This is a genomic window from Pilosibacter fragilis, assembly GCF_032490495.1.
GTDB classification, from domain to species: domain Bacteria; phylum Bacillota; class Clostridia; order Lachnospirales; family Lachnospiraceae; genus Pilosibacter; species Pilosibacter fragilis.
In genome coordinates, this window is record NZ_JAVYJB010000002.1 from 33,072 (window position 1) to 48,284 (window position 15,213).

8 protein-coding genes are annotated in these 15,213 nt (G+C 45.5%); all 8 read right to left on the bottom strand.

The features are described from left to right. Positions 1 to 22 precede the first annotated feature (22 nt). Positions 23 to 1,699 (bottom strand): hypothetical protein, encoded by a 1,677-nt coding sequence (locus ABCW45_RS01505; RefSeq protein ID WP_343220098.1) that lies wholly within the window; start codon positions 1,697 to 1,699, stop codon positions 23 to 25. After that, complete coding sequence (locus ABCW45_RS01510; RefSeq protein ID WP_343220099.1) at positions 1,692 to 2,111, bottom strand: hypothetical protein; 420 nt, start codon at positions 2,109 to 2,111, stop codon at positions 1,692 to 1,694. Before ABCW45_RS01510 ends, ABCW45_RS01505 begins: the two co-directional genes overlap by 8 nt. A 47-nt stretch (positions 2,112 to 2,158) precedes the next feature. Next, positions 2,159 to 4,588, bottom strand: coding sequence for a type IA DNA topoisomerase (locus tag ABCW45_RS01515; RefSeq protein WP_215630845.1), 2,430 nt, complete (start codon positions 4,586 to 4,588; stop codon positions 2,159 to 2,161). A 169-nt stretch (positions 4,589 to 4,757) separates the two neighbouring features. Continuing rightward, the gene (locus ABCW45_RS01520; RefSeq protein ID WP_215630844.1) at positions 4,758 to 5,483 is read right to left on the bottom strand and encodes a hypothetical protein; all 726 of its coding nucleotides are present in this window, start codon (positions 5,481 to 5,483) and stop codon (positions 4,758 to 4,760) included. Between the two features lie 81 nt (positions 5,484 to 5,564). Continuing rightward, the gene (gene mobV, locus ABCW45_RS01525) at positions 5,565 to 6,542 is read right to left on the bottom strand and encodes a MobV family relaxase (RefSeq protein ID WP_215630843.1); all 978 of its coding nucleotides are present in this window, start codon (positions 6,540 to 6,542) and stop codon (positions 5,565 to 5,567) included. 154 nt (positions 6,543 to 6,696) lie between these two features. After that, positions 6,697 to 7,776 carry a hypothetical protein gene (locus ABCW45_RS01530; RefSeq protein WP_343220100.1) on the bottom strand — a complete coding sequence of 360 codons (1,080 nt, stop codon included), beginning with the start codon at positions 7,774 to 7,776 and terminating at the stop codon, positions 6,697 to 6,699. A 98-nt stretch (positions 7,777 to 7,874) separates the two neighbouring features. Further along, positions 7,875 to 11,009 carry a phage tail tip lysozyme gene (locus ABCW45_RS01535; protein WP_343220101.1) on the bottom strand — a complete coding sequence of 1,045 codons (3,135 nt, stop codon included), beginning with the start codon at positions 11,007 to 11,009 and terminating at the stop codon, positions 7,875 to 7,877. A gap of 62 nt (positions 11,010 to 11,071) precedes the next feature. Continuing rightward, a complete protein-coding gene (locus ABCW45_RS01540; RefSeq protein WP_215630840.1) occupies positions 11,072 to 15,112 on the bottom strand; it encodes a zinc ribbon domain-containing protein in 4,041 nt (1,346 codons plus the stop codon). Positions 15,113 to 15,213 lie beyond the last annotated feature (101 nt).

The following is a 15,213-nucleotide window of genomic DNA, read 5'->3' on the forward strand; positions in this document are numbered from 1 at the left end:
GCGCACGTCATCCCTCCTTTCGTTATGATGCCGGCTGCGCTTCGGTTTCCACCTCCGGCTCTACCTCTGTTTCCTGTGCGATATTTAAGCCAACAGACTCTTCGCAGTTTACCCATACACGTCCGAGCTTATCGCCCTCAATGTCAAATGTATAAGTTCCAGCTACCAGGTTCGGTACCTTAATGACATACTTACCGCCCTCATTAGCCATGATGTTGCCAGGGGTGGTTGCAGCGGAATATTCCGTTCCATCCGGCGCAGTCAGGCGAATATTTTTCAAAACACGGTCAGTCTGTTCCCATGTGATGGTAAAATCATGCGGAGTTGCAGATGCATCATAGTAAATGGAAATGTTACCATGGCTGCTGTTATGATAATAGCTGGTCGCATTGCCGCTGCTGATGTTTATTTCAGCATTTTTATAGGTGTTTTCAAAATTTTCGTAAAGAAGATACCAGTCTCCCGCGATCACATCCTGAATGCTTGCGCTCAGATAAGTATTACCGCTTTGATTGCTGCTGTCATAAGTTTTACTATTATCCTCTTCCAGTCTGGTGACTTTACCAACCGGATCAACCAGATATGCCTTCGGGAATTTACCGTTCTTATTTGCTTCCGTGCGGTTTTCGTCGCTGATATAACGGTATGCAACGGTCAGATCCATGTTCTTCTGCGTCTGGTCGATGGAAATTTTCTGTTTTTCCGCATAATCGTCCGGATTTATTTTTAAGCCGGCTTGTTCTGTGGCGGTCACCCCATCATTACTTATGATTCCATTCGCTTCCTGCCATTCATAAAAAGTCATGGTCTTGCCATCCGAGCCCTTATAATAATAAGGGGTTTCCAGACTGATACCGCTTTCATCCACGCCGCGGTCTACGTTTAGGAATTTCACAAGTCCGGTTCCATTTAAAAGATAGTAACCGGATTTGAAATACGATGGTACTTCAACAACGGCATAACCGTCTGTAGACAACGTATAGCGGTCTGTCTGATAAAGTTCAAAGGAACTGAAATAACGTGTGTCAGCCAGTGCAGTCAGCTGAAGTGGCACTGTGCCAACATAAAAATCAATCTGGGCTGTCGCATCTTTGCTCATACCTGTGATGATTCCCGCTTCATTGACATACTGTTTGGAAATTCCTGTTCCATTGATTTTGTCCACGGTCAGATCGGAGCCTTCCGGCATCTGTACCCCGGATAAGGCCGCCTGTAAGGAAGAACCATTTGCCAGTCTGGTACCATCTCCGGACTTGGCTTTCCCCGAGTTGGTCATTATCAGCCCGGATATGCCAATAGAATACCCGCAGTCTTTAAAGCGCTCCCAGGAAAAGGAATTAACCGGATCCGTTGACACATAAATCAGCTGATCATTTTTATACAGGGTTGGAATCGCCGAGTCCTTATAAACAAAATCCAGCAAACGGTTATCGTCCTGTTTAATCATGCCATTCTCAGAATCTTCCGTAGATTTTACTTCTTTGCTTATATCAAAGTTCTGGTCTTCGTATGGAAGCAGATAAAATGAATCACCGGATTTCACATAGAAGTTCCCGGCACTCAAGTCATTGAGTGTGATGGCGGTCAGTGTTTCTTCTACCGGTCCCTCCTGCACTTCTTTCTTTTTGCATCCGGACATCAGCACACATGCGATCGCAACAATCGCCGTGCTGCACACAAGTAATTTGCTTTTATTCATGTTTTTCCTCCCTTGCAGTATTTTCTAACGGCACCGGACTCTTACCGGCATTGGACAGATATTTTTCACTGACGGAAAGTTTGACGTCTCCTTCCAACCCACCGTAATGAATCAGATGCATAATGAAATTGATCAGGTTATGGTGGTTGACTTTCTCATCATCAGAAATGTTGATTAAGCCAAGAGTGCCCTGAGTCAGACGGTTAAACATATCCGGCGCCTCTTTGAAACCCGCGATACCAGCAGAGACTTCTCTGGTCAAGGACGGTTCTTTGTTTCCTTCCGGATCAAAAGCTGCTCCATTCACCTTGGAATAGAGCAAGATGTAATCATCACAGTCAACTTCTACATGTTTTTCATCCATGCCTTTCACTTTGGCGTCAATCTGAATACGAATCGGTCTATTTGTCATATTTTTTTATGGCGGCACCAGGATTTCCGGCACCGCCTGCCTCCTTTCTAATTTTCGCGTTCCGGAAATTTCATCTGGGTTGCATATGTAGATCCCTTTGGCTGCAGCTCCAGATATGCGTCATACGGTTTCCCGGTTTTCTTGGATTTTCCCCATGAGCGGAATACTCTTGTCCGCTTCTTTGTGATAAGTTCTTTTAAATCTTTTTCTTTCAGTTTCCCGTTATTGGAAGAAACGGCGAAATTGCAGCCTTTCTTATAATCCTCGCATGCATAACCCCAGGATGCCGTATGTACCGTTTTCCCACAATAAGGGCACGCAATACCATCTACGTTTCCGCCGCCGGAAGACTGTCCAAAATCAGCGCGCACGGCAAACTGAGATCCCTTCGGTTCCAGCTTCATTTTTGCATCGTAGCTTTTCCCGGTCTTCTGGGATTTGACCGCATTTTTAAACATGCGTGTTTCGCCTTTTGTCAGTAGGTCATCCATATCTGAATCTTTGACCTGCCCGTTTAAATTCCCGACTTTAAAATTGCATCCGCCATCTTTGGATGCCTCGCATGCATAACCCCACTTAAACTTTAAGATGGGTTTCCCGCAGTACGGGCATGTGTGCGATGTATAGGAATGAATACTGTTTGGAGCTGGCGCACACTGCATTGCCCCGACTTCCCGTACAAAATCATGGACATAACGGATAAACTGCTGCTCCGCATCCGCATATGCCACACTTCCCTCGCGCACATTCTGGAACAGGTTTTCCCACTGTGCCGCCTGTACCGGATCGGAAATGGTAAAGTTTGCAATGGCCTCCACATACCGGATGCCAAGCTCCGTAATGAAAAGCTGGTTTGTTTTTCCTTTGGATTCCATATACCCGGTATCCAGCAGGGCTTTGATGATCGCAGCTCTTGTGGACGGCTGCCCAAGTCCCTGCGCCTTGTCCATGGTCTGTTTCAGCATTTTATCGTCAATATATTTTCCGATGTTTTCCATGGCGGTAATCAGGGATGCTTCTGTTAAACGCTTCGGCGGAGTGCTTTTCTTTTCATGAACCTGCATATTTTTAATATTCAGGACGGTGCCGCGGTTAATATTAGCCGGAATGGTTTCCCCTTTGGTCTGACGATCGTATAATTCCGACCATCCCTTTTCCTTTATGGATGTTCCGTTGGATTTGAAAATACAGTTTTTGATATCCGTAATTAGAACTGTTTTCTCTTCTAACAGCTCCGGCAGGAACTGCGCTGTCAGTCTTCTGCAGATCATGTCATAAATGTTTTTTTCGGCATCACTTAAAGAATCGAAATCAGGATGATTCTCCGTAGGGAGGAGCGCATCATGCGATTTCTTCTGTACTTCCGCATCATTTACCACATTCTTGTTGCCACGGACACGCGCAATGTCTGACGCTGTGATATTTGCAATATAAGGTGCAAGTGCTGGCACGAAGGAAGCGGATGTTAACAGTGCTTCAAACTCTTTGGCTTTATCCGTTGAAACATACTCGCCGTCCGTACGTGGATAAGACACCAGTTTCTTTTCGTACAATGTCTGTATCGTGTCCAAGGTTTTCTGTGGGCTATAATTGTATTTACTTCCGGCCTCTCCCTGAATCGTGGAAAGTTTATACAGTCTCGGCGCTGCTGTTTTTACGGCTTTTCGATTGATGTCGGTCACAGTCGCTGTTGATGCACCTCTCAGAGTTACAAGAAATGCTTCTGCCTTTTCTTTGGTGTCATATAAAACCGGGCCATCCTTTGTCACATAGATACCGGTAAATCCTTCCTGATACACGACCTGCGCCAGGAAATCGGAATGCGGTTTAAACTCATCAATCGCCCTGGAATTTAAGTATACCAGCCTTAGAGTTGGCGCTTTGACTCTTCCGACACGCATCAAAGTTCCCATTTTGACAGTCAGGGAACGGGTCGCGTTCATTCCAACCAGCCAGTCCCCATGGGAACGCACCAGATACGCCTGTGTCATATGGACATCCCTTGGATCCTTCCAAAATTCCGTCATGGAATACAGTGATTTCAAAATTTCCGCATCGGTCAGGGAGGCTTCAAAATAGCGCAGTGTTTTGTACTGTCCCAGTTTTAAACATTCACTTAAAAGATAATAGATTCCGTTGCCTTCCACATCCGAGTCCGTGCCAACGATGATACCGTCGAAATTTCCATTCTTTAAAGTGTCACGAATGTCATTAAACACACGCTTCTTCTGAGTAGGCTGACTGATGTTTGTGATCAGGAACGGATCCGGGATCATTGGCAGGTCGATTTCATCCCACCGCTGTCCCTTCCATTTTGAATATTCGTCCGGATCAAGGTATCTGCATACATGACCGGACAAGGCGGTGAATTCAATTTCGCCGATTTTATTTGCAATGTCTGCTTTGTGGCGGTGATAGGTATCCTTCACCGCGTTCATTACGGATGGCTTCTCGGCGATAAACAGGTATTTTAGCATGTCTTTCCTCATTTCTATTCATTTCAATTCGAGGCCCGTATATGAAACGGGCCAGATACTTACAGAGACGTGAAACCAACCGGTCTACGCCAGTTCTTATGCAGATTTTACCTCATCCGTGATAAATCTACGATTTCCATGGTTCTGCGGATATGTAAAATACACCTATTTAGCGCCTTTTCATCAGATACTGATACAACAGATAAATCAGTCCGGCAATCGGAATGAATAAAAAATTAGATCTCAAAAACTGCAGAAACATATTATCATCCGTTCCGTCCGGCTTTTTAAAATCCAGATAAACATTTCCATTTTCTTCCGGAATCGTCAGTCTTGCTCCGTCATCCAGCTTCTTACCGTTGCCATCCACAACACTGGTCAGGCGGTAAGTGCCTGGCTTGATGCGGATCTGCTGCCCCTGGTATGTGATTGACATAGTTGTTTCCTCATCATTTTTCTTCATGGTAATCTTGACCGGAAGCGCAACATCATCTGCCGTCCGCATCGTCATGGTCACATAGCCTTCCTCATCCGGCCCGTTATCCGGTGTCAGAATATCAATCATATCTTCTTTTTCGTCATCCTGTTTTTTGGTTTCCTCCTCTGTTGCAGGCTCTGACTCCGACTCTTCTGATTTTTCCGACATTGTCTCGGATTCTGCAGCTTCCTCTTCACTTTCTGCTTCAAGATCTTCTGTTGTTTCAGTTCCTGTTTCTGTTTCCTGGGCGGTTTCACCCGGAACGGTGCCAGGCTCTGATTCGGCAACAGACTCCTGCGCAAGGACTTCTGATGTTACTGTCTCCGTTTCCTGTTCTACTGGTGCGGCATAAACCTGACCTCCAATGCACATCAAACAAAGTGCAAGTGCCGCGGTTTTTACAATTTTTCTTTTCAAAATCATTCCTCCTCTGATGATTGCTTGTGATACTGGAATTATGGAATTTTTCCGTCATTTTCCTGTATGAACGATGTCGACCTACTTTTCTTTTTCCTGCAACATGACCCTTTCATAATTGCGCTGAACATTATCAATGATCTCCGTCACATTCTCAGCAAGTTCCGGATTCGTCTGCGCCGTCCATTCGATGCCTTTTTGCAAGTTATCACGGTAATGGATTGCATGTACGGCGTTCTCTACACTTCCGATTTCATCCATAATTTCATCCACATACTGCTGGTAACGTTTTTCAATTGCCGCTTCCAGGGTCTGATTAGCTTTCGTTAAGGCTTTATTTTCCTTGGTCAACTGGTCGATCTGATAGTCCTTACCTAACATGCGCAGGCATTGCTGCTGATAAAACTCATTTGCTCGCTTTGAATAATCATACAAAGTCTCATCATCCCTCGGGCCCGGAAGCGTTTTTTCAAGCGCCAGGTTAATGTTGGAATAAAACATACCGACTTTCTGGTGCTGGATATGCATGTAACGGTTTTCCGGTTCCAGTCCAACTTCTTTTGTATACTGGTAATATTTGGTATGGAGATCTCGCATGGCCTGCCGATCCGGAAGAAAGGCGCGCGCGCTCAGTTTTCCGTCCTTGATTGGTATAATTACTGCATGAATATGCGGCGTTCCTTCATCCATATGGAGTACGGCGGATGCGATATTTTCCTTGCCAAACTGGTCCATAAGAAACTGCTTGGATTTCTCCATCCATTCTTTCACGGAAAAATCCTTGGGAAGACCGCTTGTTCCATAAGACAACATGAACTCCAGCCCAAGAGTCGCATTTTTTCTTATTTTGTGCGTCTCGTAATACGGAAGTTCCATGAGTTTTTTTTCAAAAAATGTATTATAAGTCTCACCTGCCGGTAGACGGATAATCTGTTCATTCATGTGACTGTATGCTTCGTTAGCATTTGGAATGGCGCCGATTCGATAGTTATGCTTGAATTTTGCAGAGAACGCCTGCATGGAATGAATCGGCTCCACTCTCATGATCTGTTTCCCCATCTTTTTCCTCCTTTCCACATTTTCGGCGATAAAATTATGGATGGGGATGTATGCAGACATCACAGATTGCTAATAGATAGCATTTACATGCATATATAGAAAATCATAAGAAAAAGGCCACCCTTATGGATGACCTTTCAAAACCTGGAAGAACTTATTTCTTTTTTCTGTAATACACACAGACTCCAATAGCAGCGCCGATGATAACAGCACCTGCGATTTTTGCTGCCTTCGCAAAATCAAAAGATTCCTTTTCCGTTATTTCAACGGTTGGGATGGTTTCCGCTGTAGCAGTCTCGGAAGGGAACTCATCTGGGAACGCTTTTTTCAGCTGTTCATTTTCATGTTTCTGTTCCGCATCGATTTGATCCTCGATCACACGCCCACTATTGATCTGATTGGCATCCACCTCTGTGGTTTCTGCGCTATTTACCATATAAACGATAAGATCTGTATCCTCGACTGTTGTGCTGTCCTTAATTGTAAAGTACTGACCGAATGCGCCAATATTATCTTTATGCTCCCACTTAAAAGTCACGTCAAGACTCTCCGGCACCCAGTCACAAGTTTTGTATTCCATGGTTCCAGTTTCATAATACTCCCCGACCGGCAGCGTGACGATGGCTTCAAAGTCATGATCCATATCGAGAACAATATCATACACATCTTTCCCCACAAGATGATAGGTCAGGCTTTCAAAGACCCCGTAATTTTTTGCCTGGATATGGATTGTGCCGCTCTCTTTGCCATCTGAATAATCGTATACGGCCGGCTCATCTTCCAGTTCAAAATTCTCATACACTTCATTTGTCTCCGCACTGTCCGGTTCTTCCACCTGGCCGTCGGAGTTTTTCCCATAATCCGGGTTTGCAGATACGTTTACAATGAGCGTTGTATCAGTGCGGACATTCAGAGCTTCCTGGGCGGTTGCCACATACTGCTCCATCGCATCCTTGGGCAAAATCACATGAATCGCATAAGTACCTGCGTCCACAGGAATGGTAATGGAATAGCCGTCGCCTGCGGTGATCCCGTGAGCTTCTTTATTCAGATATACATCCACTCTTTGATCAAAGTCTTCCGGCACATTTACCTGAATGGTAACGTTTTTGGCCTGCTCATTGATTTCTGTGATCTCCTTTAAATAATCATCCGTGCTTCTAGCATAGCATGGAACGCACATGATCAGGACCAGTGCTGCACAGCTGATTAGTCCAATCTTTATTTTCTTCATGATTCTCTCTCCTTTTTGTCTTAATATTTTTTCTTTTGTCAATTATGGGATTGGATTGTATAGATTGTGCCGCCGCATTCCCTGTGGCGGCATAGTCATTAATCCTTGTATACAGTGTAATAACCCGAGTTTAGGTACTTGCTGATAAACGCAGAAGAATACGCCTGATAGCTGTATGCCTGGTGACTGCTGTTCGGATCATTCACATAAATGTTTCCGGCGGCATCCACACCGGTCAGAACGATAATATGCGCACTCTTTGTGAAATAACCGTCTGTGCCCTTTTTAGTGGACATGGCAACCGGATTGCCTTTTCTCAGTTCTGTCAACACAGCGTCCATCGAAGGCAATGACTTATATTTGAGTCCGTAGGCCGAAGCCATTGTGCTGTAAAGCCCTGAGCAGTTCTGTCCAGTTCCTTTGACGTGGAAGGCATTGTAGTCACCCTTCACTTCGATCAGCTTATTATACACATCACTTGGATAGACCCAGCTGCCAAGCTGATAAGAAATCAGCATGGACAAGGATGTTAAGGAACATCCACTGGTTGCGATTGTTCCATCTCCAAAAGGCAGGTCGGACCACGGCTGGCCACCGCTCTGTGCATAATACGGCACTTTGTTGTTGCTCTGGTTGTTCGGTACACTGTATCCGTTTGGATCGATACTTAAAAGTCCGTTTCCTCTTTTTGCCTGATAGATCTGCTGTGCATATTTTCTTCTCTGCGCAAGCTCCTGATATCTCTTGCCGTTAAACGCAGGGCACACATCCATGGAATGGGCTGCGTTGCTGCAAACACATCCCTCATATACAGCTGCCCATAAATCACAGGCCAGCTGTACGTCATCAACGGATTTATAATCGGTTTTGCCGTTGTATTTCTTTAAGGCTGAAGAAAAATATCCTGAATAGCCCTCAAGCTCCGTTAACATGAATGAAATCTGTGCATCCGGATCTGTCCAGTCCTTCCACATATTTATGGCATGACTTTTAAGCTTTGGCCCTCTGCTCTTTGAATCCCATTGTACCAGTCCAATATATCCGGCACTACTGACAAGTGATGTATTAAAATGAGACTCCTGCCAAAGGTTTCCGCAGGCACCTGCTGCAAATTCAGGGGAATATCCGGCTCCGGTTAAGGCGTTGTATACTTTCGTCATGACCGTGATCTGTTCCTCCGTCAGTCCCGTCAATCCACCAAACGAATACGTTCCGAAAGTTGTCATCCTGCTTGGATCATAGTACTGTGGCGTAAACGTGATGCCGTTTACATCAAGACTTACGTTCACCCTTCCCTTGACCTGAAACGCTTCTCCCACTGGGTTTTTCTGTTCAGATTTCTTAGCGTAGGCCTTCACACAAAACAGACTAAGAATCCGATCCTTCAGACTTTGTGGTTCCTTTGCCTTAGCGAATGTCTGTTGCTGTCCTGCATAAGCCGTGATACCAAACAGACCATGAGAAGGTTTGGAGGAAGGAACTGTTTTTGCAGAGCCGACTATAACGGTACCATTCTCATCCTGTGATTTGTATTTTTCATGCAGTCCATCTGTATAAGTATCATACCATCCGGTCCATATTTTCTTAAATGGGAGCATTTTATTGAAGGCGGATTTAGAACAATAGGAATCGTTCCATTCAATTCCTACTTCTGCCAGTGCATCTTTTACTTCCTGCGTATCTGGGTAAGCTCCGCACAACAAGGCAAACTCCACTGCCTCAAACCGTTTTATGGATTCACTGTCCCAGTTGGAAACATTATTGACCCAGGAATCTGTTTTACCAAGCGATAACCGATCAAGAGCTAGGAGCAGGTTATTTTTTCTTGTCAGGTCTGAATAGTATACCATGGAATTGCCATATACGTCCATATACAGTGCGGAGTCATCCTGTTTTAACACGCTGTTAATTTCAACCGGAAGGTTGGAATCCTCTATATTGTTTCCGTATTTGTCCTTTGTATAGTCTTCCGGGTTTTTCTCATCTCCTCCATATTTCAAGGAAGAATTTGCACTTCTTTTTTTGATCTTGCCAGGAATCCCCTCGATTGCCACATCGGAATTAACTTTTGTACGGTTTCCCGTCCGTTTTAAGAGTCCCGCCGCATCGATCGTTACATTGTATCCTGCACCAGCAGCTTCGTTGATGGCACCGATATCCGCAACATTGATTTCCTCTTTCATACCGGCCTTTTCACCGGTATTTTCATCCACTGCGTTCGGATCCCAGTCTTCATCATACTCATAATATGCGTAAAAATTGACATTTTTGTTCCGCATTACCTTATAAGTATCACCACAGTCATAAAGCTCTCCTGTTTCCTCTTCTTCCCAGCCCTTCATGGTCGCTTCCCAGATCAGCGCTCCCAGGGACTTTTTCAATGTAACGGTTTCGCCCGGAATAACGGTCTCCGTGGAATACACACCGCCTTCCTGTTCCGTCACATAGTAGGTCGGCACGTCAATCGGATAATATTGTGTGATCGTCACTGGATCATCCGTTACGGATGTGAAATAATATTCTCCTTCTTTGAATCTGGCCTTCATGCCTTCCTTGAAGAAATATTCCTTGTCATTTTCATCCATACAGTACCATCCGATTCCGTTTCCGGTCAACCCTTCATTGGACTCGATGATTTCACTGGTTGCGTCCGCATCGTCACCGGATTCAAAAAGGTAGGCATAATCCGCTGGATCCTCAAAGGTATATTCATCCTTTGGTGCAATGGATTTGGTCAGGGAATAGATTTCATCGCCATTTACATTCTGAAAATACAGGTGTACCTGGTGGTCAAAAGATATGGTCACGGTATTCTCACCAGTCAGTACCGGATTATCCGTTTTTACATAGAAATAATGGTTCCCCGCCGACCATTGGAACGTATCTCCCTGCTTGTACTCTTTGATCGTGTCTCCATTTTCATTCACTTCCGCCCAATGAATACCGGTGACCTGGTAATACAGTTCTGGATAGACTTTTTCCTTGCTATCCGAGTCAACCGGAAGGTATTTCCACTCGTCCGGGTTTTTGAACGTGTATGTCTTTTTGGAGCCCACCTGTTTTTGCAGCTTCGTAATTTCTTCTCCATCCACCGTGTAAAAGTAGAGATAAGCAGTTTTAGTAAGATCACTGCTGTCCGCATAAACTGTTTTTGAAAAAAAGATGCACCAGAAACAGAATAATGCAGCGATAAAGCAGATGACAGTGGTAGTCTTATTCTTTATAGCGCCCATATGTTCTCCTCTCTTTGCCATGGCTCAGGCATCAAACCTGAGCCACGCAATACTTTTGTGACTTATTCCGCAGCTGTTTCCGTTTCCTCCTGGTTCTCCATGGATTCTGTGGTTTCGCTGTCGCTAACGGAATCATAGTTGCCAACCTTGTCGTAATTTACGTCTTTTGCCGCCGGGAAGTTCGGATCTCTGGAAAGATCTCCGATTGTGACGTATACAACCGCTGCCATATGTCCAGCACATTCATATTTCCATTCGTATTCGTAATGCCAGTGGTTATCCTTCTGCAATTCCTCGCAGTCATAATATTCCACCTCATCATCATGTTTGATTTTGTTATGATCTGCCTGGCAGTTGTATACCTTCCGCTTATTACCCGTCCGCTTCCAGCCGCCATGCTCGTTGTTTTTACCATTATTGCAAAGATCGCTGCCATCTTCCCCGTATCCACTGGAAGGTACATCATCACAGGAATCACAAATCCAGTCCGTATCACCCCAGTGAATGATGTTTTTTTCAAATCCATCTGTCAGCCAAATGGTTGTGCCATCCTTATCACATTTACCTTTGTCATAGGTAGTCTGCATCTCCGATGTATCCACAGCTCCCTCTACCACTTTCGTTACAATTGCCTCGTCGGTATGTTCTGCTCCGCAGCCGGTACAGGTGCTTGCGTCCGAAGCATTGCTGGTACCACAGTTTTTACAGATCCATACATCAATGGTGCTGTTGCCCGGATGATACTCTTCAATCGAAATCTGGTGGGTGGCAGCCCACAGATAATAGCAGTAATCCTTGAAATGCTGAGCCATGTCCTCATATTCTTTTTTGGCTTCTGCCGTGGCATTTTCTCCCGGTTTGGTAAGCGGATAAGGCATAAATTTCTGGGCCATGGCAAGGATCGCCTTGGTGTTATTTAAGTCCACGTGTTCCGGGGTCAGTTCCACACCTGTCATGGCATCGCGGAAAATGACGTTATAGGATTCGTAGGTTGTTGCGTTTTCGTTTGTTACAAGGCCTGTGGTCACGCTGTATTCTCCACGGTGGTTTGCAGCGTCATTGATATCTGCCATGAATTGATTGTTTTTCTGCGTCAGTTCTGTGGTGATTTCCTGGAGGATTTCATTTTCGGTATAAATTCCGTTTGCCGGCCCGCTATCTTCTACTTTACGCTGACTGTCCACTGCTTCGCCGAGAAGCAGGATGATAAGGACAATAACCAGGACCCAGCCAAGAACTGCACCAGCTTTTGCCGCAAAGGACATCATGGCCTTGCTGGCTGTTGCAGCCACCTTATCAAGTCCCAGTTTCACAATCAGTTTCTGAACCGGTTTGGTGATCGGTTTCGTCAGGAATTTCAATGCGCTGGACGCATGGTTGATGATTGCTCTTCTGGTCTGTACCAGGGAATTTTTCACTCCAATTTTATCCAGTGCTTTACCGATGGCTTTGGCGGTCTGCTCCCGTGCTTTTTTGTTTGCTGCGCCAAACGGATTGACGATCGTATCCAGTGATACCTGTTTTCCAAACATGGACGCCATTCCGGCGGCATCCACGCGGATGGCTCCGAACTGTCTGAGCGTATGCAGGAACAGCTTCATACCGGCGCGGTATGCCATGTAGGTGCTGGTGACAAACATATTGACTTCTCCCAGCGCCCGGCCTGCATCGGACTGCCCCGCCATTGTCTTTAACAGGTTCTTCTGGAAGCCCTTGCGGATCATCCGAGCAACGCCTCCGGGTCCGACATGGAATTTTTTCTGGGTGATGCCGGCCGTGAGGTTGTCAAGCAGCGCGGCATCCGCCGGATTCCCGCCGTATTTTTTCTTGAGCTGCGCAAGTTTGGACAGAATATCTTCCGAAGACATATTAATTTCGGCAAGATCCTTTTGTAACCCGTCTGAAATATTTAAGTTTGCGGTCAGTTTTAGAATATCTTCTGTAGAAGCCCGCCCGAACCAGTCTGAAAAGGACTCCCCTTGACGGAGACCGAAACCATCCGGGCCGTCGGCAAGGAAATTCTTCTGGAATTGCGCAAGGAACTGCTGTCCCTTCAACCGGTCAAGCTCCTGGGTCAGTTCGGCAATCGTATCCTTATCCGCATCCGTCAGTGTCCGCTTATCCTGCAGGTGTGCGATTCGTTCGTTTAACATGGAGATGCGCTCCCCAAGTTCTTCCGCGTTTCCGTGGAATGCCTGGTCAAAAGCATACATGCTGATCGCGGTGGTTCCGGCATTTTCGCCGTCAATGGTTGCCTTGGTCAGGAAACGCAGCGCTCCTTCCGCATCCTGCCTGCTGCAGCCGGTTGCGGCCATATGGAACGCAATCAGAGTGTCATTGCTGATCCTAGTTTCCCTGGTCAGATTCATGGCACCGTTCGACAGCATAGTGGCAAACATGGCGGCTGCGACTGGGGAAGTGTTGTCAATCACCTGGTTGGCAACGCGGCCGCCGTCTGTTTCACGGCTGATGACGGTCTGGGTAACTACACGCCGCGTCGCTTTCTGTAGTTGCTTGAAATGTTTTGGAGAAAGGATATTTTTAGCATCGTTGATGGTTCGGTTGCGCAGAATCTCTCTGCCTTTTTCGTCAGAAAGGCCCTGGTCCTCAGCTATCTTGGTCATGCCGATTACGTTAGTCTCTGATAGCGGGGTATATGTATGTGAATAAGTGGCGTTATTTGCAATGGCATCGTTACTTGTGTTCAGTTCATACGGCTGCCGAATAATTCCGCTATGCGTATGAGTCGGAATCTCATTGCTGCATGTCGTTGCTGTGCCAAGAATCTGTACACCGCCAGAAGGGCCACGATCCGAAACAGATTGCGCAGTTTCCGCATTGCGATGGGTAAAATCCACCTCCGCATTTCGATTCCCGCCTGCTAAAGCCGAGCGTTCTACATAGCCTCGTGATTCAGCATCACGTCGCGTTTCTTGTCTATCATCTCGCGCATCCTTTTGTTCTGTGGGTGCCCATGGAGTCTGATGTTCAAAATCATGATTTTCGTGAGATACGTCAGAAATTTCTGTATACCCTTGGCTTTCATATCCTCTGGAGGGGCGTTGAGCGCCAATCGCATAACTCTCTTTGGTCTCAAAATTTTCAGATGTATGCAAGATTGGTGAAGAACTATTCTGCGTATGTGTGTCGGTATTCGATCTTCTGATTTCTCGATTACTCTCCCGAATTGATTCATTCTTCTGAATATTTTCATCTGTATGATAAAATCCTCCATGACTGCCAAAGCCGGCAGAAATATTGGCATTGGATTCGGCGCCGTCCGAGCGTTTTGCCCTGTCGCCGCGTTCCGGTTGCTGGCGAGCTTTTTCGTGTTCGGCATGTTTCAGACGCTCAGATTCGAACCTGGAATAACGTTCTGATTCCTGATTTCTGTGTTCCTGTCTTTTTATCGCCTCACGAGATTCTGTATCGGCAGTGCGTTCCCGTTCTAATGGCTCATATGATTCACGCTCTCTATACCGCTGCTGCTCCTGCCTTTCGTGATTTGAAGCGCGCTCCTCGCTAGATGTCTTTTTCCGTTTCTTTTTATTTTTAGTGTCAGACTCTGACTCATCTTCTAATTCGTCTGTATCTTCTGATTCTTCCGTGGTTTCCTGCTCTGGATTTTTTTCGGAGCCGGAGTTTTTTTCTTCATTATTGATTCCCTTGGGTTCTTCCTCATCCCTGGAATGCTCAGGCGCATCAGCGTCTATATCTTCTTCTGACTGTTCTTTTGTCTGTTCTGCATCAGCGAGAATCTTTTCATTAATTTCCTGTACAACTTTGTAGATACGATCATAATCTACTGTTCTAGCATAATACACAAAAAAACCTGATGCTTTGATATCATTTGTCGCAGTTTCTGCTGTTCCCTTTACAAACGGGATTTTTTTCTCCTGTAATGCCAGCTCCAACGTCTGGTTCAACTCATCCGGCGGAGTAATGACAATCATTTCATCAGTATGTTTCAAATCGCGCATGACGGTATCATAATAATAGGAATAATTTTTAAAGCGTTCCATCACCTCAAAGAAATCTGGGATGGTACTCATAATGCTTTTCCAGAATGCCATTGTGATCTGGACGCCACTCATTTCTTTCATCAAAACAGTCTCCTTTCCATGATTTGTTTAATTATGGAAAGAAAAACAGGCAAAACGGGTAATTGAACAACATACGCAAACACAGAAATAATAAGTTTTTG